Annotated in this window: 16 protein-coding genes; 8 read left to right on the top strand and 8 right to left on the bottom strand. The window is 60.2% G+C overall.

Annotated elements, in window-relative coordinates; translation table 11 throughout:
• Positions 1-218: 218 nt before the first annotated feature.
• Positions 219-1,079 (bottom strand): universal stress protein, encoded by an 861-nt coding sequence (locus tag HX818_RS28000; RefSeq protein ID WP_003217553.1) that lies wholly within the window; start codon positions 1,077-1,079, stop codon positions 219-221.
• 151 nt (positions 1,080-1,230) lie between these two features.
• Here HX818_RS28000 and HX818_RS27995 point away from each other — a divergent pair, with 151 nt between their 5' ends.
• Positions 1,231-1,833, top strand: a complete 603-nt coding sequence (locus HX818_RS27995) for a tRNA-(ms[2]io[6]A)-hydroxylase (protein WP_008431008.1) — start codon at positions 1,231-1,233, stop codon at positions 1,831-1,833.
• Here the strand turns inward: HX818_RS27995 and HX818_RS27990 are convergent.
• Together HX818_RS27990 and HX818_RS27985 are read right to left on the bottom strand one after the other, a co-directional pair.
• Entirely contained in the window at positions 1,789-2,988 is a 1,200-nt protein-coding gene (locus HX818_RS27990) for an MFS transporter (RefSeq protein WP_177021116.1), read from the bottom strand. The two genes, HX818_RS27995 and HX818_RS27990, sit on opposite strands and share 45 nt — an antisense overlap.
• Before the next feature lie 31 nt (positions 2,989-3,019).
• Positions 3,020-3,406, bottom strand: coding sequence for an ectoine synthase (locus tag HX818_RS27985; protein ID WP_003217559.1), 387 nt, complete (start codon positions 3,404-3,406; stop codon positions 3,020-3,022).
• A gap of 246 nt (positions 3,407-3,652) precedes the next feature.
• Here HX818_RS27985 and HX818_RS27980 point away from each other — a divergent pair, with 246 nt between their 5' ends.
• Positions 3,653-4,360 carry a winged helix-turn-helix domain-containing protein gene (locus HX818_RS27980; protein ID WP_003217561.1) on the top strand — a complete coding sequence of 236 codons (708 nt, stop codon included), beginning with the start codon at positions 3,653-3,655 and terminating at the stop codon, positions 4,358-4,360.
• Positions 4,361-5,638, top strand: a complete 1,278-nt coding sequence (locus HX818_RS27975) for an ATP-binding protein (RefSeq protein ID WP_177021115.1) — start codon at positions 4,361-4,363, stop codon at positions 5,636-5,638.
• A gap of 135 nt (positions 5,639-5,773) precedes the next feature.
• Here the strand turns inward: HX818_RS27975 and HX818_RS27970 are convergent, their stop codons facing one another.
• Both HX818_RS27970 and HX818_RS27965 read right to left on the bottom strand, forming a co-directional pair.
• Positions 5,774-6,577, bottom strand: a complete 804-nt coding sequence (locus tag HX818_RS27970) for a MipA/OmpV family protein (RefSeq protein WP_177021114.1) — start codon at positions 6,575-6,577, stop codon at positions 5,774-5,776.
• 6 nt (positions 6,578-6,583) lie between these two features.
• Entirely contained in the window at positions 6,584-8,407 is a 1,824-nt protein-coding gene (locus tag HX818_RS27965; protein ID WP_177021113.1) for a serine hydrolase, read from the bottom strand.
• A gap of 197 nt (positions 8,408-8,604) precedes the next feature.
• Here HX818_RS27965 and HX818_RS27960 point away from each other — a divergent pair, with 197 nt between their 5' ends.
• A complete protein-coding gene (locus HX818_RS27960) occupies positions 8,605-9,276 on the top strand; it encodes a DUF3313 domain-containing protein (protein ID WP_102369048.1) in 672 nt (223 codons plus the stop codon).
• 30 nt (positions 9,277-9,306) lie between these two features.
• On the opposite strand, the gene HX818_RS27955 is transcribed toward HX818_RS27960, so the two are convergent.
• The 3 genes from HX818_RS27955 to HX818_RS27945 all read right to left on the bottom strand — a co-directional run bounded on the left by HX818_RS27955 (position 9,307) and on the right by HX818_RS27945 (position 15,084).
• Positions 9,307-10,707: a DUF1254 domain-containing protein gene (locus tag HX818_RS27955; protein WP_177021112.1), complete on the bottom strand. Its 1,401-nt coding sequence runs from the start codon at positions 10,705-10,707 to the stop codon at positions 9,307-9,309.
• Positions 10,708-10,941: 234 nt separating this feature from the next.
• The gene (locus HX818_RS27950) at positions 10,942-11,301 is read right to left on the bottom strand and encodes a response regulator (RefSeq protein ID WP_003217574.1); all 360 of its coding nucleotides are present in this window, start codon (positions 11,299-11,301) and stop codon (positions 10,942-10,944) included.
• A 216-nt stretch (positions 11,302-11,517) separates the two neighbouring features.
• Positions 11,518-15,084, bottom strand: a complete 3,567-nt coding sequence (locus tag HX818_RS27945) for a hypothetical protein (RefSeq protein WP_256346326.1) — start codon at positions 15,082-15,084, stop codon at positions 11,518-11,520.
• 280 nt (positions 15,085-15,364) lie between these two features.
• On the opposite strand from HX818_RS27945, the gene HX818_RS27940 reads away from it, so the two are divergent.
• From HX818_RS27940 to HX818_RS27925, 4 genes are read left to right on the top strand one after another with little or no spacing between them, the layout of a single operon-like run.
• Positions 15,365-18,862, top strand: coding sequence for a response regulator (locus HX818_RS27940; protein ID WP_008431024.1), 3,498 nt, complete (start codon positions 15,365-15,367; stop codon positions 18,860-18,862).
• A complete protein-coding gene (locus HX818_RS27935; RefSeq protein WP_003217583.1) occupies positions 18,863-19,678 on the top strand; it encodes a protein-glutamate O-methyltransferase CheR in 816 nt (271 codons plus the stop codon).
• Positions 19,675-20,274, top strand: a complete 600-nt coding sequence (locus tag HX818_RS27930) for a chemotaxis protein CheB (protein WP_008431027.1) — start codon at positions 19,675-19,677, stop codon at positions 20,272-20,274. The genes HX818_RS27935 and HX818_RS27930 overlap by 4 nt, the downstream gene beginning before the upstream one ends.
• Positions 20,268-21,461 carry a hybrid sensor histidine kinase/response regulator gene (locus tag HX818_RS27925; protein WP_003217587.1) on the top strand — a complete coding sequence of 398 codons (1,194 nt, stop codon included), beginning with the start codon at positions 20,268-20,270 and terminating at the stop codon, positions 21,459-21,461. Before HX818_RS27930 ends, HX818_RS27925 begins: the two co-directional genes overlap by 7 nt.
• The last annotated feature ends 72 nt before the right edge of the window (positions 21,462-21,533 follow it).

The raw sequence follows: 21,533 nt of genomic DNA, 5'->3' as shown, positions 1-21,533 counted from the left end.
GCAGGACGCCAGGTTAGCCGTCCTGGGCCAAGGATGGCCCATGACGGCGGCCCACGGTCCAAAGCCGGAGTGAGGGCACACCGAGCCTAGGCGAGGTGCCGAGTGGTGGGGCAAGAGCCTTTTGGTTACTTTTGGGCTCCTTTCAAAAGTGACCCGCTGTAAGAGCGGAACCAATACAAGCCATCACCCAAAAACGGATATGCCCCCAAAAAGAAGCATCACCCATTAGCCAGCTCTTCCAGATGATCCATCAACTCCTGCGGCTTAAGCACCAACACATCACTGTCCACCGCATCCAGCACCACCTCCGCCGTATTCCCGATCAACGCCCCTGAAATCCCGGTGCGCGCCACCGTACCTATGATGGTCACCGCCGCCTGCCATTTGTGCGCCGCATGAGGAATCAACACATCCGCCGGCCCTTCCTCGATATGCAGATGAGTGTCGTCAATATCGAACTCCGCCTGAAACGCCTTGCACTGCTCACGATACCGGGCCTCGATCGTCTCCTTGAGCTGAAACACCGGATCCGCCGCCGACAGCATTGGCGACGGATGCGCACTGATCACATGCAACTGCGCCTTGGCCAAACTCGCGATATCAAACCCATGATCAATGATCGCGTTATGCAACGCCTGATGCTCGGCATCAGAATTGCCCACATCGATGGCCGCCAGAATCACCCCGCCAGCCCAAGGCCTGGACGTCTTCACCAGCAGCACCGGAGTCGGGCAGTAGCGCATCAACTTCCAGTCGGCAGGCGTCAACAGCGCCTTTTTCAGCGGGCTGTCAGCGAAATGCTGCTTGACCACCAACCCACAACCCTCTGCCTGCTGCACGTCGATGATGGTTTCATGCAGGCTGTCATTCCACGCCTGTTCAGTCGTGACGCTGTAGCCATCCTCCTGCAAACCGGCCTTCAGCAGGCTCAACATCGCAGAATGCTCGTGCTTCTTGTCACACACCAACAAATGCAAATGTGCCCCGGTGACGCCGGCAATCAGCTTGGCGCGCTTGAGGGCCAGGCTTTCCGAATGCTCAGGCTCGATGACCACCAGGATGCTGCGTATGGCTTGCATGGTCGGGTTCTCCAAAAAAGGGTGGGCGTGGAACAACTATAGTTGCTGCCCGGCACACGTCATGTTGATGCACATCAAGCCCGGTAGCTGGCGGTCTGCGGCGCGGTCGGTATAATCGCCGGCCTTTTGTGAATCTTTGCCCGTGAGCCCGATGAACCTGCCAGAAATCCACGAATTCCTCGGTTGCCGCACCCCCGACGGCTGGGTCCAGGCCGCGTTGGCCGACCAGGAAACCCTGCTGATCGACCACAAGAACTGTGAATTCAAGGCCGCCAGCACCGCCTTGAGCCTGATCGCCAAGTACCATTCCCACGTCGACCTGATCAACCTGATGTCACGCCTGGCACGGGAAGAACTGGTGCACCACGAGCAAGTCATGCGCCTGATGAAGAAGCGCAAGATCGAGCTGCGCCAACTGTCCGCCGGCCGCTACGCCTCGGGTTTGCGCAAGGTGGTGCGCAGCCATGAACCGGTCAAACTGGTGGATACCCTGGTGGTCGGCGCGTTTATCGAAGCCCGCAGTTGCGAGCGTTTCGAAGCACTGGTGCCGCATTTGGACGAAGAACTCGGCAAGTTCTATTTCGGCCTGCTGAAAAGCGAGGCCCGGCATTTCCAGGGTTACCTGAAACTGGCTTACCAGTACGGCGACGCCAAGGACATCGCCCAGGTCATCGACCGTGTACGCGCCGCCGAGCAGGAACTGATCGAGTCACCGGACGTCGAGTTCCGCTTTCACAGCGGCGTGCCAGCCTGACGCAACCGCTGCACCGAGCAACGCGGTGATCCCGGCCAGTATCAGGATCACCGCCTGTGTCCCCAGCGGCGCCGCCAGCAGTGCGATCAGCAACCCGGCCAGCGGCTGCGAGAGGTTGTTGAGCAAGGTCAGCACGCCCACCGTCTTGCCAAAGTCCCGGGCCGGGATCACCCGTTGTCGGACACTGCGGATGTACACGTTGAACATCTTGTCGAAACCGGTCAGCAGCAGGAAACCCACGGCATAAGCCCACACATTCGGGCTGATGGCCGTGATCAACGCACCCACGGCAATCATTGAATACGACAAACCGCCCAGCACCTTGAGCGGCAGGGAAGCGCGCGCCAGGAAAAACAGGATGGCGATGGTCACCAGCGCGCCGGCCGCCTGCAACCCGGCGTAGGTGTCCTTGCCGGCGGCGTATTGGCCAATGACCATCGCGGCGGAAGTGGCGAGGGTGACGCCGATGATCAGGTTCACACCCACCGCCAGGGCGATAATCCTTTTCAGCTCCGGCAGGTCGCGGATATGCCCGAAGGCAACGCGCAACGGTTGCAGCCAGATGTCGTTGTGCTGCTCGAAAGTTTCAAGATTGACCGTGGTGTGGCGTTGCCAGATGCGCATCGCCAGGTCCGCCAGCAGGAACAGCCCGGCAACCCCCAGCACGACCCAGTGCCAGGCCCAGACGCCCAACATCAGCGCGGCCACCAGCGGGCCCAGCACCAGCCCGGTCTGGTCGGCAATCTGCGAGTAGGACAAGGTCTTGGCGTAGGTGTAATGCTTGAAGATATGCGGCAGCAGCACTTCCCGGGCCATGATGCCCTGGGTGGTCAACACGCCGCACAGCGCCGAAAGCATGACAATCCAGTAAATCCCGTCGAACATTCCATACAGCAGCACCGCCGCCCCACACGCCAGCGCCCGGTACACCTGGCTGATATGCAGGACGCGCACGGCGGGATATTTGTCGCACAACGCACCGCACACCGGGAACGACAGGTACCGCGGCAAGGATTCGACAAAAAACGCCAGGCCCGCCCACGACACACTGTTGGTGGTCTGGAACACGATCAACGGCACGATGAACAACAGAATCTGGTCGGCCAGGCGTGACAGAAACAACGAAATGAAGAAAGCCAGGTAATCCTTGCGCATGGTGTGCTCGTGTCCGTGAGTCAAATTGTCGTCAGTAGCCGGAGCCGGATTTATCCGTGAGATTGTGGCGCTCGTCGCCCTTGAGCGGCGGGTTGAATACGCTGACCAGCACCAGGTCCTGCTCCTTTCCGCCTCTTAGATAATGGCAGTCGTGTTGGTCCAGCGCATAAATATCACCGGGGCGGATCGGGTAGACGTTACCGTCCATATCTTCGACTTCACCCTCACCGGCGATGCAGTAGCAAGCCTCCAGATGATTACGGTATTGCAGCAGTGACTCGGTGCCGGCACGCACGACGGTGTGGCAGACGGTATAACCCATCCCGTCCTTTTCCGTCAGCAACCGATGGCTGGTGCCAGCGCCCCATTCGACAAAGTGCGCGGTGTTTTCTATGTCTGATTTGTGACGAACGAACATGGTTTTCTCCCGCTATGTAGGTAGAGGGCCATGATTCTCTTGTGTTTGTGGTGTTGTCATCAGCGACACTTCCGAAAAGCGTGTGGGGCGCATCTGGCGGACGGTACCGAGTTAAAGACTGCGGTGAAACTGTTAAAAACTCTTAAAAGCATGAAGCTTCGTCGGCCAGTGATGGCCAGCTGCTTTAGTCTGCCGGCTTGCCACCTATAATGCGCACACTTCAATCCGCGCGTGCACTGGAAATTTATGGATAACTTGGGTCTCGGCAAGGTCTTGCTCGTGGAGGACGATGAGAAGCTGGCAGGGCTGATCGCCCATTTCCTGTCCCAGCATGGCTTCGAGGTGCTGGCCGTGCACCGCGGCGATCTGGCGCTGGCGGCGTTCCTGGAGTTCAAGCCGAAGATCGTCGTGCTCGACCTGATGCTGCCCGGCCAGAGCGGCCTGCATGTGTGCCGTGAAATTCGCAACGTGTCCGACACGCCCATCGTGATCCTCACCGCCAAGGAAGACGACCTCGACCACATCCTCGGCCTGGAGTCCGGCGCCGATGATTATGTGATCAAGCCGATCAAGCCGCCTGTGCTGCTGGCTCGCCTGCGCGCCCTGCAACGTCGCCAGGCGCCGGAACCCACGGTGCGCGGCGCCCTTGAGTTTGGCCGCCTGGCCATCGACCGCAGTTGCCGGGTGGTGAGCCTGGGCGGGGAGAAGATCGACCTGACCACCATGGAATTCGAACTGCTGTGGTTGCTGGCCAGCGCCGCCGGGAAAATCCTCTCCCGCGATGACATTCTCAACCGCATGCGCGGTATTGCCTTTGACGGGCTCAACCGCAGCGTCGACGTGTACATCAGCAAGCTGCGCGGCAAGCTCAATGACAACCCCCGGGAACCGGTGTGCATCAAGACCATCTGGGGCAAGGGCTACCTGTTCAATCCGTTCGCCTGGGAGGTCTAGATGTTAAGGCTGTTTCTGCGTCTGTATATCATCCTGGCCATTGGCTTGGCCGGGGCGATCTGGCTGGTGAACTATACCTTCGATGAGCTGTTGCCGGAGGCCAACGAAACCTACAACCGCGAGGCCCTGCGCGGCCCGGCGTATGGGGTGGTGGAACAATTGCGGCCGGTGACGGGGGAAGCGCGCGCCGCCCGCCTGGCCGAGTTGCAACCGCACTATGGGCTGCGCCTGGCGCTGGTGCAGCGGGACAAGCTGAAACTGACCGAGCGTGAGCAGCAGCTGCTGGCCAGTGGCGAGTTGGTGGTGCGTGGGGATTTCATGGAGTTCATCTCCAACATCGACGGCGGCCACCAACTGCTGGAAATCAAACTGCCGGAAGAGCCCAAGTGGCTGTACATGTGGGCCTATGGCTTCCTCGGCCTGTGCCTGGCGATTGTCCTGTACTTCTGGGTTCGGCCCCATTGGCGTGACCTGGAGCATATCCGCCTGGCCGCGCAACGTTTCGGTGACAACGATCTCGGCTCGCGCATCCTGCTGCCGCGCCGTTCTACCGTGCGCGAGCTGGCGGGGCACTTCAACCAGATGGCCGAGCGCATTGAAAGCCTGATCGCCAACCAGCGCGAGTTGACCAACGCCGTGTCCCACGAGCTGCGTACGCCGATTGCGCGGCTGTCGTTTGAGCTAGACCAGCTCAAGCAACAGGCCGATCCACGGGAGAGCCGCGCGCTGATCGCCGACATGTATGCCGACCTCGGCGAGCTGGAAGAAATGGTCTCGGAACTGTTGACCTACGCCAGCCTGGAACGCGGCGCCACGCAGATCACCCGGGAAAGCATCGAGGCCCACAGCTGGCTCGACAGTGTGATCGGCAGCGTCGCCCTGGAGGCCGAGGCGGCAGGCGTGCAGTTGCTGCTGCGCACCTGTGAAGTCGATTACATCCGTATCGAGCCGCGCTTTATGGCACGGGCGGTGATCAACCTGTTGCGCAATGCAATTCGCTACGCCGACCGGCGCGTGGAAGTGTCGCTGGTGAAGTTTGGCACCGGCTATGAAGTACGGGTCAATGACGACGGGCCCGGTGTGCCGGTGGAAGGGCGAGGGAAGATTTTCGAGCCGTTCCTGCGCCTGGACGCCAGCCGTGACCGCCGCACCGGTGGCTTCGGCCTCGGCCTGGCGCTGGTGCGGCGGGTGTGCCAATGGCATGGCGGGCAGGTTGAAGTGCTGGATTCGGAGTGGGGCGGGGCATCGTTCCGGATGACCTGGGCGTATGCCGAGTAATCATCCAGGAGCCATGGAGATCAAATGTGGGAGCGGGCTTGCTCGCGAAGGCGGTGAATCAGTCGCCGGATACATTGACTGAAACACCGCCTTCGCGAGCAAGCCAGCTCCCACATTTTGATTGGGTTACCAAAGTTAGAACGTGTATTCGACCATCCCCATCACCGACGTCTGCAAGCGTCTCTCCACAATCGGGCTTTGCCCGGCCTTGTCTGCCAGGTACTGCACATCCAGCAGCGTCGAAAACTGTGTGTGCTCGCTGATCGGCAAGCTCCACACCAGATTCATCCCGTTGCTGATGTTGCCGCCGCTGGCCTTGTAGGTCTTGAAGCGACTCTGTGCGGCCTGGCCGGTGGTCACGCCGTACCAGGTCTGCAGGTAATTGCTGTCGCCAAAATGGCTGCTGAGGCTGGCATCCAGCGAACCGTAGTCGCCGTCGTACAGGTTGGTGCCCAGGCTCAGTTCCAGATGGGTGAACGCCTTGCCGGAATCCTTGTGATCATCTTCCTCAAGCGCATGCTCCAGGGTTGCGCCGAGAATCACCCCGCCCAGGTTATAGCTGCCACTGACACCCACCTGGGCGCGAGTCTTGATCTCGCCCATACCCTTGAGTTTCTTCGAGCCCGGGCGCCCGGTCTTGCTTTCGTCCTTGCGTGAGCCGCTGGCGCCGACGTAGGCGCTGAAGCTTGCACCGCCGCCGTCATAACCCCAGCCCAGGCCCTTGTCGGTGTCGAGGAAAATCCCCCGCGGGCTGACGATGGCCGCCCCCAGCACCGGCGCGGTGACTCGCTCGTCGCTGCCGCTGTAGCGGGGCAGGTTGGCCACGCCGGCCTTGAGGGTGTATTCCCAGTCGTCGGCCAGCAGGGTGTCGGCGCTGGTCAGCAGGCACAGCGACGTCAGGGACAGGCACAGGTGTTTTGAACGCATGATGGTCTTCATGTGAGGTCAGAGACTCAAGGGGTTGTGGGGAGAATCGGTACGTTTGAAGTGGTAGCCGGAGGCGCTCAGGCCGTTGACCTGGCGACTCACCGTGTCGCCCAGGCCATAGCCGTTGCCGGCCAGCACCGCATGGGCGTTGTCCACGGGCAGCAGGATGTAGTCGGTCAGCGGCTCGTCGTGCAGTTGGCCGCGGATCACCAGGAAGCCGTTCTCCAGGCGCACGCTGATGCCGCTCAGGGGCGCGTCGGGCTCATGGGTGTTGAGCACTTGATAGGTACCGATGGTGTCGGCCCAGGCATTGCTCAGCGGGGTCGGTTCGATGCGTTCGCCCACCGGGACGCGTTGGCCGTGGCTGCGGGCGGTGAGCATCTGGCGCCCTTGCACCGTTACCACATCCAGCTGCACGCGGCCCAGTTCGCCGAGGTCCTTGAGCCAGAAGCCGAGGAATTTCTGTTGTGCCCGCAGCCAGCCCTGGCCGTCGCGCAGCAGTTCGAAACGGGTGTCGGCCAACTCGCCATACAGCTGGCCGTTTTCGTCCTTGATACGGAAGACACCCCAGGCCGTGGCGTAGAAACCCGCCAGGCGCCTGCGGTCGATCGCGGCGGGCACCTGGCGGATTTTCAGGCCATGGGCGGGCGCCTGGCAGTTGTCGGCACACACCGGGTCGCCGGTCTGGGCCTGGAGCATCAGGCGCAGGGTGTCGGTGGTCAGGGACACCACCATCTCTTCGGCGTTGCTGTCGTTGGCCATCACGATCACGGCCAGTTGCTGGTCCGGCAGCATCGTCAGTTGCGCCGCGAAATCATCTCCGCCACCGCTGTGCTGGAAGGTGCGAATGCCGGGGCCCACCGGCTCATCGCCGCAAGGGGCGAGAAACCACCCCAGGCCCATCTGGCAGTCGAAGTCCAGGGCGTTGCCGGTGTTTTGCTGGCTGAACATCTCGTCAATCGACTGGCTGCCCAGTACCTGTCTGTCTTTATAGAGGCCCCGGGCGAAGAGCATGCGCACGTAGTGGCTGAGGTCCTTGGGGCTGCTCCACAAGCCACCGGCCGCAAGGTCGCGCACCTGGGCGTCGGCGCTGACGGTGCCGTCTGCATAACCCCGGGCGCGAAAGCCCGGTTGCGCGCCGGTGCCGACGAAGCTCGACTGGTTCATCTCCAGGGGCTTGAGCAGGCTGCTTTGCAGTCGGGTTTCGAAATCCTGCCGACTGCTGCGTTCGATGGCGGCGCCGACCAGGGCGTAGCCGAGGTTGGAATAGGCCACCTGGGTCCCCGGTGGCGTGCTCAGCCAAACCCCTGAAATACGCATCGGCATCTGGCCCATGGCGAAGGTGTTGCGCACGTCCCGCAGGTGTTCGCTGGGCAGGCCGGACTGGTGGCTTAGCAGGCGGCGCAGGGTGATGTCGCGGTCGGCGGCAGCCTGGTCGGAATGAAAGCGCGAGCGTACGTAGAACTCCCGCAGCGTGTCCTGGATCGGTGCGTCGAGGGCCAGGCGCTGTTGCTCCACCAGTTGCAGGGCGGCGGTGGCGGTCAGCAGTTTGGAGAGGGCGCCGGCGCGGAACGCGGTGTTGGGGGTGACGGGTTTGCCCAGGGCCTTGTCGGCCAGGCCAAAGCCCTGGGCCCAGATCAGTTCCTGGCCGTTGACCAGGGCGATGGACAGGCCGGGTATGTTTTGCCTGGCCATTTCGCTGGGAATGCGTTTTTGCAGGTAGCGGATGATTGCGCTGTAGTCGCCCTTGGGAATGGGCGGCGGGGCCGGCGGCTGGCCGTGGCAGCCGAGGCTGCCCAGCAGGCAACCCAGCAGCGGAATACTGCGCAATGTGCGAAACATGATGAGCACCCGAGGGGTGGTTTGGATGCTCGAATGCTAGGGGCGGGCCGTCGATGAGTCTTTGTGAGCTTTGTCGGGAAACTGTCAAAGACTGTTAATGCAGGCCGCCCCTAGCGGGTTTGCTCCATTGCCGCAGCTCCAGCATCAGCTATACCTAATGCTCAACGCTTCCTCAACGTCAGCCAAGGAGTCTCGCGATGAAACTGGGAATAATGATCAGCACCGTGTGTATTGCCACGATCGGGGTGATGGGGTGTTCCAGCAAGGTGACGCAGCCGGACGAATACTCCGGGTTTCTCTCAGACTACAGCAACCTCAAGGAAGCCAAGTCGCCATCGGGCGCGCAGGTGATGCGTTGGGTGGACCCCAACCTGAGTCTGAGCCGCTATAACGCGGTGTACATCGAGCCCACCCAGTTCTACCCCAAGCCGCAAGCCAGCACCAGGATCCCTGAAAGCACCTTGCAGGGCATCAGCACCTACTACAGCCAGGCGCTCAAGCGCGAACTGGAAAAGTCCTTGCCGCTGGCCGACGGACCAGGCCCGGGCGTGATCGTGGTGCGCGCGGCGATCACTGCCGTCAGCAGCAAGACCGAAAGTCTCAAGCCCTATGAGTACATTCCTGTCGCCCTGGTGGTCGCCACGGTCAGCACGGGCGCCGGGATTCGTGACCAGGAAACCACCTTGGGCACCGAAGCCCAATTCCTCGACGGTGCCAGTGGCAAGGTGGTCGCCCAAGTCGTGCGCAAAGGCACCGGTAAACCGTTGGCAAACGACTCCCAGGTGATGAAAGCCGATGACGTGAAAAGCGTCATCGACGGCTGGGCGTCGGACCTGCATCAATCGTTTTTGAAGCTTAAAAAGGGCTAAGCCTCAAACGGTGCGCGACTTGAGCGGGTGCTATTTGATCGGTGTGAGCGGTGGCTGCTTCCATTGCCCGTTACCCACTTCAGGCTTGGGCAGGTAAATGCGCAATAGGGCATAGAACGGGCCGGGTGGTGCTGGCAGCCAGTTGCTTTGTTCCGCCTTCGGTGGCTCGTGGTGCGCGACCAACAGCGTCAGGCCGCCATCGGCGTCGAGCTTGAAGTTGGGCAACATCCCCGACGTGAGCACGTAGCGCTTCTTCAGGTTGGGGGTCAGCAGATTGGTCTTGGCGTTGTACATGGTCAGTGACCAGAATGCGTCGGTCGGTGGCAACTGGTCCTTGGCGAAGTGCAGGGTGTAGCTGTGGCGTGCGCCGTTGGCGGTTTTGCCCTCGCTGTCCACGGAGTAGCGCAGGTAGGCCGTTTCATCGCCGGAGTTGCCAAACAGGTGCAGGTTGGCGCCAGCGTAGCGGTACAGGTAGTTGTTTTGAAGGTGGTCGCGATTGCCGAACAGGTCTGCACTGGATACTTGATGGGTATCGATCTTGTCTTTTTTGAAGGCTGCATACTCGGCTTTGCCGTCGGCGATGCCGTCATCCAGCGCTTTGCGTTGCTCAACCGTCAGGGCCTTGAGGTCGAACGGTTTGCCCGCCTCGACGCCGATCCTGGCAAAACGCGCGAGCACGTTTTTCTCACTGTCCTGCGGTGCTGCGTAGGCCAGCATGAAGTTCAGATAGCGGAACAGATGCACGCTGTCGCTCATGTTCGGCGTAGGCTTGGGCCAGGCAATTTTCGGCGGCTTGATGGGTTTGGGCTGCTTCACGTAGCTGCTCAGGGTCTGGACCTTATAGCCGCCCTGGATCTGTCTGACTTTGCCCAAGTCCTTTTCATCGAACAATTGAGTGCGGTACAGGGCGTAGGCGATGTTGCTTTCGCTGTACACGACGCGGTCGATATCGGTTGGCTGCTGGCCTTTCCAGCCCGGGCCGGCAATCATGTAGTGGCCACCGTTGTTACCGGTGCTGCGGGTGCCCAGATAGCCGAAGTTCTGCGTATAGAGGTCGACCAACTGCACGGCGTAGTAGCGGTTGTCTTCGATCCTGGGCAGGGTCAACACCACGGGCTCGGCCCGCAGATCGAGCCAGACAAAGGAGTTGGGCGTGTCCGGGTTGGGGGTGGGGATCGCTGTATCTTTAGGGGTTATCGCCTGCGCGGTGTTCCCGATGTGGTTGAACGGCGCCTTGAAGTTCGCCCCGGTCTTGTCGACAGCCTGGGTGTAGAGAGTCTTGTACATCTCCACCACCGGGAAGCCATAAAGATAGGCTTCCTTGGCGATGGCCCGGGCTTCACTCGGCGTGGCGGTGAAATCGGCCCAGGCGCCGGTACTCATGAAAATCGAGAGGCTCGCCAACAGCAGGCGCGTCGGTGTTCGAATCATGTTGTTGCGTCCTTACTGAGTCAGTCGGATGTCGTCGAGTTTTTCAGCTGTTATAAAAGCAGGCTCCGGTGGGCGCGTACAGTCGCAACTAGCTGAACCTTTGCGTGTCAGGCAGAGTTTGCACTCAGTTGCTCGGGAAGTCTTTTGGCACGTGAGGTTCAACGCAAAGATCTATCGATCAGTTGACATCAACGAGATCAAGTGCCGCCTGTGAAAGGCGGCATCGGGGGGCAGTCAAGGCAGTATGGACTTAACCTTGTCACGCAACTGATCAATCGAGAACGGCTTGCCGATCACCTGCATGTCGGCTGGCGAATCGATATTTTCGGCATAACCGCTGGCGAACAGGATGGGCAGGGCGGGGCGTATTTCACGGGCCTTGAGGGCCAGTTGCTTGCCGTCCATGTCCGGCAGGCCGACGTCGGTCATCATCAGGTCGATGGTCTGGTCGGTGTCTTGAACAATTTTCAAGGCTTCTTCGGCATCGGCCGCTTCAAGCACTTGGTACTCCAGCTCTTCGAGGACATCGACGATCAACATGCGCACGATGGCGTCGTCTTCGACTACAAGGATGGTGGAGGGGGCGGCTGACATAGTGGAGGTTCCCGAACAGTGGAAGGGGCAGGTCTTGGGCGATGGGAAGACCGTTTTCATCCTGAGTATTGTCGGTCCCGGCAAGTTCCCCAGATAAGCAAAACATTGTGCCGGTAACGGCTACAAATGTCGCGTATCACCGCCACTCACTTGCCAGGGGCTTGCTGGAACAACCAGCAAGCCCCGGCCATGGTCTCAAGCTGCCGGTTTTATCGGTTAAAGGGATCCGTACACCAACCCATGTACCCGGCTCTGGTTCTCGCTTGCCTTGAAGGTGCTGACCGTATATTCCGGGTTTGTCGGCGTCCCAAACGCTCCCGGGATGAGCGGCGTCTTACTGTTGGCCAGCGATTCCTTCATTCCTTTCTTCATGGCGTCCTCGGTCGGAAAATTGACCAATCCGAAATTGGGGTCGAAATAGAACCATTTTCGCGTGCCGCCTTCCACGATCACTCCCGCTGTCATCGCGTGGACGGGCGTGGCGATGATGAGTGTCTTGGACGTCGTCGCGTTGGCCAGGTCATCGATGATGGCCTGATAGGACTTTTGCGTGACGACTTCGGCCGAGTGCGGTCGCTTTCTGAAGTGATCCTGGGCTTCGCTCATGTCCTTGATGAACCTCGCCGATTTTGGGTTGGTTTCCTTGGTCGCCGCCGCAATGAAAAGCTTGTCGATGTACTCGTCCTGTTTTCCAACGGACACGGCGTAGGCCATTGCGTTGGCTAACACGCCACATTCGCCTCCGGTCACCGTGTCCACCTGGCTCAAATAGAAATTCTGGGGCATGCCCCTGAGCTTGATGCCGGGGATGCGCTCAATTTCGGCTTTGTAGAACTCATAGTTTTTAAGGCCGACTTCTGATCGCTTTTTGCCTATTGACTGTGCCAGGGCGCCGATTTCTTCGGGGCTTCGATTCGGCTTAAGTGCCAGTTCCATGAGCTCTGCGATATCCATGGAGCCCGAGTAGCCCGGGATGTCATCCACTACCCCGTTGTTATAGCCACGCATATACGCATCGTGGCTCGTTGTTCTGGCGTGTTCCTGCGTAGCCTTGAATGAGTTGGATAATTGCTTGGAGGGTGTGTTTTGCGCCTTGGTGGCCGGCCCTCCGACAAAGTACTCCCAGAAGCTTTCAACGTTGTCCTGGATCGACACGGTCTGTGGCGTGAACCCCTTCAACGGTGGGCCATAGGGTTGTTTCTTGAGGGCGTCGTACGCGTACCATTCGCCCTTGTTCAATACAGCGGAGGCTTCGACGGTTTGATCCGCCAGCTTGATGGTGCCGATTGCCGCGACGCCATGCTCCTTGCCGGCGGCTTTCAACAGGTCATGGCTGCCGGCTGCCCCCTTGAGTTTGTTTAGCCCGTTAATGCTTTTTTCGACTACAAACTTGCCGCCCCGGTTAATCAGTCCTGCGCCTCCCAGAAGCAAATCGCCCAAGCCGCCCACCGGGTTCAAGGCGCCGATGGTGGCGACACCGATCTTTTTGGCAACATTCAGCGCCTTGGCGCCTGCACTGAGGGCTTTTGTGCCCGCCTGTGCCGCTTTGGACGAACCCAGGCTGACAAAACCCAGCAGGTCCAGCTGGAGGTCAATCGCCCCCTCCAGGTAATTACCCTTGGTAAAGTTAGCAATCGCTGACTTGAAGGGAATGAGGTCGAGGAAGAAATGGGTCACCTTCAGCTCGGTTTCCATTTGCTTGTCGTAGGTCGTGGCGCCTTTGGCTTGCTTGACGACATCCTCGTTGCCCAGGTCGAGGTTTTCGACAAATGCATCCGCGATGTACTGGGTACGGGCGGTGGCAAAGCTGTTGGGAGGCAGTGGGTTCGTGTCTGTACTGGCTGAGCGCTCGGGCTCACTGGCCTCTGAAGCGTCGAATTTTTTTATTCTGTTTTCCTCGATCGCCAGTTCCCAGGTACTCGCAGAGAAATCCTGGGGCGTTACTTTTTTGATGCTGCCGTTTTTTATGTCCAGCCTATAGGTAACAGGTTCCGTGCCACCCTCTACCTGTATCAGCAGCTCATTTTTAATCGGTTTGAAAAGCGAGGTGACCAGGTTTGGGCCCAATTGATAAACAGAGGGCTGGTAAAAAGTGAGGTTGCCCTGCTCGATGTTTTTTCGATCTTCCAGCGGCAGGCTGGCGATCAGGTGCTTTACGGTGGTGGCAACCCCGTCGTTCAGCGACTTGATCGACGCTTCAAACTGCTTTTGAAATGTCGCGTTTACGTCGAACTTGAGCGACTGGCCTTCCAGTGCCTGGGTGATGTCTGGATCCTTGGATTCCCAGGTGTAATCGCCCAAGCCACTCATGGCGATGTCCAGCAACGAATGCAGGCCCGCAGGTGCGCGGTTTGGGTCGTAGAGCGGTACGCCAAACTGTTGTTGGCGGGTGTCCTTCACCGTCAGGGCCTTTTTTTCAAACGGCACATCCTCGCCAAATCGCTCTTTGAGCTGGGCCAGTGCAATGGCCTTGCGGCTCGGGATATCGGTCTCCAGCAGGGTGGAGGCCTTCATGCGTTCATCCACCTGCTGAGTGAACTCGACGCGTATCGCTTCCAGCTGGTCGGGGCTGTAGGCATCGTTGGGTTGTTTGCTGATAACGCCGTTGGCCACGGCCCAATCAATCAGCGCTGCCCTCTGTGCGCTTTGGGTCACGGCGGGCTCGGCGAGTGCAGCGCTTTCGGCCTTGAGCATCACTTGGGCGAAAGTCATGTTCGGTACCGAGCCCGGCGACTGCGCTTCAATCGACGCCGCCGCAACCGCCAGGTTGACCCAGGCCGGGCTGCCATAGGTCACGCTGGCCGGGATGTCTTTGATCAGGAACTCCGGGGCTGTTCTTGCCAGCAATACGTAAGCACCCGCCTGGGCCATCTCGGGGCTCGTTCTGCCCTCGCTCGACAGGTGTGCGCTCAGCCCGTTGACGATGGCAGAGGCCGGCTTGCCCCAATGTTCTTCACTGGCCACGTCGAAACCGGCCAGTTTGTTCCGTTGAGGCGCCTGGATTGACTCGGGATCCATCTGTGCACTGATGGCGGCCAGCAGGTAGTCGTAATGGCTGTTCTTGGTCTCGATGCCATTGAGCCCGCGCTGCAGGGCCTGGCCCATCAGTTGGCCTTCGGGCGAGCTTAAAAGAAACTCGAGGATCTTCGCCGGGTCGTTCAAGGCGGCCACAGGAATGGGATTCTGGTACGCGAGAAAGTCCAGGACGCTCTTTGTCTGCGTGACTTGCGGCTGATCGCCGAGGTGGTGGGCGTGGTTCATCGCAAGCAGGCGCAACTGAGTTTGCTGGTTCTGGTCCAGCGGTGCGGGCCAGGACAGGGCACCGCCCAGGTCACCGAAAGGGTGGGCGGCGATCCTGACGGTCGCTTCCAGTTTCAGCTTGAGCAACTCGGCCTTGGAGGTTGGCAGAGGCACCCCGTTGGCATTCAGGAATGCCTCCAGGCTTTGGTTGACCCTGGTCCCCATGTCCAGGGTGTTGTGATGGGACGAGTCCGGATGAATGGCCATTTGTGTGAGCTTCAGGACGGACTGTACATAGGGGGCGGTGTCGTAGTCTTGCAGGGCCGGGGCTGCGAGGTTGATGGCGTCCAGCAGGTTCTGCCAGTTCTGCCGGTCGGCCATGGGCTGTTTCAGCACATCGGAGCGGCTGGCGGCTGATGCTGGCGCTGCTGCAACGGCAGGGGGCGTGGCTGGCTGGGGGCTCAGGGACGTTGCCCCGGAAGCAGGGGAGGAAAAGAATTGGGGCGCAGGCTGTTGCACGGAGAGGTTGCTGACATTTTGCATCGGTGGGTACCTGTTTTATTAGGAGATACGCGCCTTTTCCGAGGAGGTTCCCTGTTCCCCACGGCACCCCTTTGGGTGGGGCGGCCCACACACAACGTTCCAGGCTCACTTCGGTTCCCATGTAAGAAGGAAAGACAATTGCCGAGTGTTAAAAACACATCCATTCGTCTATTTATCAATGGGTTATGTAATCCATGTCGCTACGGGTAGCAGAAAAATAGCGCTCAGGCGCAACTTTGGGGCAAACTCCTCGTTTTTCCGTATTGGCCAAGGCATGCCCATGACTCCCGCGTCGTCTGTCGATGAGAAAAGCTTCCGTAAATTGCTGGGCCGCAACGTGGCACTGCCGTTGGGCGTTGGCGTGCTCAGCGCGGTGTTTTTCGTCGTTCTGATCACCTACCTGTTGTCGGTGATCCAGTGGGTCGAACACACCGACCGGGTAATCAACAATCTCAACGAAACCTCGAAACTGACCGTGGACCTGGAAACCGGCATGCGCGGCTTCCTGATTACCGGTGACGAGCATTTCCTCGACCCGTACGAAGTGGCCAAGCCGCGGATCATTTCCGACTTGCGCAACTTGCAGGCACTGGTGGCGGACAATCCGGAGCAGGTGGACCGGCTCAAGCGTCTGGAGTCGTTGCAACAGGCGTGGAACACCTACGCCCAGTCGATGATTGACATGCAGCGGCAAAACGGCGATTACCGCACCGCCGTGAAAGCCGGGCGTGGCAAGAGCCTGACGGACGAGATTCGCAAGGAGTACGACCGGGCGGTGGCGATGGAGCAACAGTTCCGCATCACCCGCAATGAAGACGTTACCCGCACCACGATCATCAGCGTCACCTTGTACCTGGTGTTTGTGCTCGGCCTGAGTGGCTTCCTGGCGTATGTCGGCCGAAAGAATCTTCTAGAACTTTCAAACAGTTACAGCGAAAACCTGATGTCGCAGCAGAGGATCGCCAAGCGCCTCGAGCAGCAAGCCTGGTTGCGCAACGGCCAGACCGAGCTGGCCGAGCAGGTCCTTGGCCAACTGACGCTGAACCTGCTGGGGCGCAACATTTTGCAGTTCTTTGCCCAGTACATGGGCTCGGCGGTGGCGGCGTTGTACGTGCGTGAAGAGCACGGCGGCCTCACACGCGTGGCTACCTATGGCTTCTCCCGCGAGCAGGAGCAGCAGGAACAGTCGATCTACAACGACGAAGGCATCGTCGGCCAATCGGCCCGGCAGGACCGCCTGATTCGCCTGGACGATGTGCCGGTGGATTACTTCAAGGTCAGTTCCGGCCTCGGCGAAGGTGCGACCCGCAGCGTGCTGGTGGTACCGACCAGCGATGATGGCCGGGTCAACGGGGTGATCGAACTGGGTTTCCTGCGTGCACTCGATGACCGTGATGTCGAACTGCTGGAGTTGATTGCCGACAACATCGGCACCTCCATCGAAGCCGCGCGTTATCGCCAGCGCCTGCAGGAAGTGCTGGCCGAAACCCAGCAGCTCAATGAAGAGCTGCAAGTGCAGCAGGAAGAGCTCAAGACGGCCAACGAAGAGCTGGAAGAACAGTCGCGCATCCTCAAGGAGTCCCAGGCCCACCTGGAAACCCAACAGGCGGAGCTGGAGCAGACCAACGAACAATTGGCCGAACAGACCCAGACCCTGGCCGAGCAGCGCGATGCCATGGACCAGAAGAACGTCCAGCTCAACCGCGTACAGATCGAGCTGGAAGAGCGTGCCGACGAGTTGCAGCGCTCCAGCAAGTACAAGTCCGAATTCCTCGCCAACATGTCCCACGAGCTGCGCACGCCGCTGAACAGCTCGTTGATCCTGGCCAAGTTGCTGGCGGAGAACCCCCAGGAAAACCTCAGCGCCGAACAGGTCAAGTTCGCCGAGTCGATCTACTCGGCCGGTAACGACTTGCTCAACCTGATCAATGACATCCTCGATATCTCCAAGGTCGAAGCCGGTAAGCTGGAAATGCGCCCGGAGAACACCAGCGTTGCGCGCCTGGTCGATGGCCTGCGCGGCATGTTCGAGCCGCTGGCGGCCGACCGCAAGCTCGGGTTCCAGGTGGAGGTGCAGGAAGGCTCGCCACACATGCTGTTCACCGACCGCCAGCGCCTGGAGCAGATTCTGAAGAACCTGCTGTCCAACGCTATCAAGTTCACCGAGAAAGGTGAGGTCAGCCTGTCGGTATCCCGGGCACCGGGGGAGGGCATCGCCTTTACCGTACGCGACTCGGGGATTGGCATCGCCCCGGACCAGCAGGAAAGCATCTTCGAGGCCTTCCGCCAGGCCGATGGCACCACCAACCGTCGTTACGGCGGCACCGGCCTGGGCCTGTCGATTTCCCGGGACCTGGCGAACCTGCTGGGCGGCTATATCAGCGTCACCAGCGAACCTGGCCAGGGCAGTATCTTTACCCTGGTGGTGCCTGAGCACTATGTAGAGCGTGACGAAGACACCCCGGCGCTGGAACAGCCGCGCGCGGTAGTCCCTGTGCCTGCACCGGCGCCGATCAAGGTGTCGCCGATGCCGATCGCCCACGAAGCGCAGATCCCGCGCTTTATCGATGACCGCGACAAGGCTCCGTTCGCCACGCGTTGCATCCTGGTGGTGGAAGATGAGCCCAACTTTGCCCGCATCCTCTTCGACCTCGCCCATGAACTGGGTTACCACTGCCTGGTGGCCCATGGCGCAGACGAAGGCTACGCCCTGGCGGAACAGTACATTCCCGACGCGATCCTGCTGGACATGCGCCTGCCGGACCATTCCGGCCTGACCGTGCTGCAACGGCTCAAGGAACATGCCGGGACCCGCCATATCCCGGTGCACGTGATTTCCGTGGAGGACCGCGTCGAAGCCGCCATGCACATGGGCGCCGTGGGCTATGCAGTCAAGCCGACCACCCGCGAAGAGCTCAAGGATGTGTTCGCCCGCCTGGAAGCCAAGCTGACGCAGAAGGTCAAGCGTGTGCTGCTGGTGGAAGACGATGACCTACAGCGAGACAGCATTGCCCGCCTGATCGGCGACGATGATATCGAGATCACCGCCGTAGGCTTCGCCCAGGAGGCCCTGGACCTGCTGCGCACCCACATCTACGACTGCATGATCATCGATCTCAAGCTGCCGGACATGCTCGGCAACGAGCTGCTCAAGCGCATGTCCATCGAGGACATCTGCTCGTTCCCGCCGGTGATCGTCTACACCGGGCGCAACCTGACCCGCGATGAAGAGGCCGAACTGCGCAAGTATTCGCGCTCGATCATCATCAAGGGCGCGCGTTCCCCCGAGCGCCTGCTGGACGAGGTGACACTCTTTCTGCACAAAGTCGAATCGCAGTTGTCCCATGAACGCCAGACAATGCTCAGGACTGCCCGCAGCCGCGACAAGGTGTTCGAGGGCCGCAAGATCCTGCTGGTGGATGACGATGTACGCAATATCTTCGCCCTGACCAGTGCCCTGGAGCACAAGGGCGCGATTGTCGTGATCGGCCGTAATGGCCGCGAGGCGATCGAGAAACTCAATGAAGTCGATGACATCGACCTGGTACTGATGGACGTGATGATGCCGGAGATGGACGGGTACGAGGCCACCGCCTTGATCCGCCAGGACCCGCGCTGGCGCAAACTGCCGATCATCGCGGTGACGGCCAAGGCCATGAAGGACGATCAGGAGCGCTGCCTGGCGGCAGGCTCCAACGATTACCTGGCCAAGCCCATCGACCTGGACCGGTTGTTTTCATTGATTCGCGTGTGGCTACCCAAGATGGAACGGATTTAATTGGAACGAAGCACTGACATCGAACTGCGCTTGTTGATTGAGGCGATTTACCTCAAGTACAGCTACGACTTTCGCGACTACTCCGGCGCTTCGGTCAAGCGCCGCGTGGCTCATGCGTTACGTCAGTTCGACTGCGCCACCATCTCGGCCTTGCAGGAACGGGTGCTGCATGACCCGACGGCGTTCATGCAGTTACTGCAGTTCCTGACGATTCCGGTCAGCGAAATGTTTCGCGACCCCTCGCACTTCCTGGCGATTCGCAAGGAAGTGGTGCCGCTGCTCAAGACCTACCCGTCGATCAAGATCTGGATCGCGGGCTGCAGTACCGGGGAGGAGGTGTATTCCATGGCCATCCTGTTGCGTGAGGAAGGCCTGCTGGAACGCACCATCATCTACGCCACCGACATCAATCCCCGGTCCCTGGAAAAAGCCAAGCAGGGGATTTTTTCCCTCGAGAACATCCGCGCCTATACCCACAACTACCAACAGGCCGGTGGCCAGCGTTCGTTTGCCGATTACTACACGGCGGCTTACGATCATGCGATCTTCGACAAGACCCTGCGGGAGAACGTGACGTTTGCCGATCACAGCCTGGCGACCGATAGCGTATTTTCCGAAACTCAATTAATTTCCTGTCGCAACGTATTGATTTACTTCAATAAAAAGTTGCAGGATCGGGCGTTTGGACTGTTCCATGAGTCGCTGTGTCACCGCGGCTTCCTGGTGCTGGGCAGCAAGGAAACCCTGGATTTTTCCGCCTACAGCAAACAGTTCGAACCCCTGGTCAAGCAAGAACGGATCTACCGAAAATTATGAATGAAGCTACTGCCAGCCCGGTATCCGGGATCGAGGCCATTGTGATCGGCGCTTCCGCAGGCGGTGTCGAGGCATTGCTGAGCATTTTTGGCGAGCTGCCGGCGAGCTTCGGCCTGCCGATCATTACCGTGCTGCATTTGCCGGACGAGCGCCGCAGCCAGTTGGCGGAAGTGTTTGACCGACGCGTATCGATGAAGGTAGTGGAGGCCCGCGACAAGGAAGTGATCCAGCCCGGCACCCTGTATTTTGCCGGCCCCGGTTATCACCTGTCGGTGGAGCACGACCGCAGCCTGTCACTGAGCCAGGAGGACCGCGTGCACCATTCCCGCCCGGCAATCGACTACCTGTTTGATTCAGCCGCCGATGTCTACGGCAAGGGGTTGCTGGCGATTTTGCTGACGGGGGCCAACCAGGACGGCGCCCGGGGCCTGGCCCACGTCAAGCAGAGCGGCGGTACCACGGTGGTGCAGGACCCTTTGGAGGCCCGCGTCGCCGTGATGCCCCGGGCCGCCCTGGCGCTGCATGAACCTGACCATATCCTCACCTTGAGCCGCATCGGCACCTTGCTGGCTTCCCTGGAATCCTCCCCATGTTAAGTACTGTCCAGGCCAAACTGCTGATCGTCGACGATCTGCCGGAAAACCTGCTGGCCCTTGAAGCGCTGATCAAGCGCGAGGACCGCCAGGTCTATAAGGCATTGAGCGCCGACGAGGCCTTGTCGCTGCTGCTGGAGCACGAGTTCGCCATGGCCATTCTCGACGTGCAGATGCCGGGCATGAACGGCTTCGAGCTGGCCGAGCTGATGCGCGGCACCGAAAAGACCAAGAACATTCCCATCGTGTTTGTCAGTGCTGCCGGCCGTGAGCTCAACTATGCGTTCAAGGGCTACGAAAGCGGCGCCGTGGATTTCCTGCACAAGCCGCTGGATATCCACGCGGTCAAGAGCAAGGTCAACGTATTCGTTGACCTGTACCGCCAGAGCAAGGCGATGAAGCAGCAGGTTGAAGCCCTGGAGCAAAGCCGGCGCGAGCAGGAAGCCTTGCTCACGCGCTTGCAGGCCACCCAGGCCGAACTGGAGCAGGCCGTGCGCATGCGCGATGACTTCATGTCGATCGTCGCCCACGAAGTGCGCACGCCCCTCAACGGGCTGATCCTGGAAACCCAGCTGCGCAAGATGCACCTTGCCCGGGACAACGCCGCGGCGTTTACCCTGGACAAGATGCACGCCATGGTCGACCGCGATGAGCGGCAGATCCAGAGCCTGATTCGCCTGATCGAAGACATGCTCGACGTGTCGCGCATTCGCACGGGCAAGCTGTCGATCCGCCCCGGTCGCTTTGACCTCACGCAACTGGTGCACAACCTGCTGGAAAATTTTGCGCCGCAGGTGGCGGCGGCGGAGTCTTCGGTGGCCTGGGTCCAGGAAGGGCCGGTGGTAGGCAACTGGGATGAATTCCGTATCGAACAGGTGGTGTCCAACCTGTTGACCAACGCCTTGCGCTACGGGGCCAAGAGCCCGGTGGAAGTGCGGGTGTACGCCGAGCATGGCGAAGCGCGGGTAGAAGTACGTGACCACGGGATCGGCATCAGCGAAGACAACCAGAAGCGTATTTTCCAGCAGTTCGAGCGCGTGTCGGCCAACCATGCCGTGGCGGGCCTGGGCCTGGGGTTGTTTATCTCCGAGCAGATTATCGCGGCCCACGGCGGGACCATTGAAGTGGAAAGCCGGATAGGCGAGGGCGCGCTGTTCCGCGTCTGCCTGCCCCTGGAGGCCGGGGCATGAAATCAATCGCAAATCCGACGCAACCTCTGCGTGACCCCATGGTCGTATCAGCAGCAATTGACCGGACAAAGG

The sequence above is a fragment of the Pseudomonas sp. F9001 genome (assembly GCF_013385435.1).
Lineage (GTDB): Bacteria > Pseudomonadota > Gammaproteobacteria > Pseudomonadales > Pseudomonadaceae > Aquipseudomonas.
Note: the sequence above shows the minus strand (reverse complement) of the source record. Positions and strands in the feature narration are given on the sequence as shown.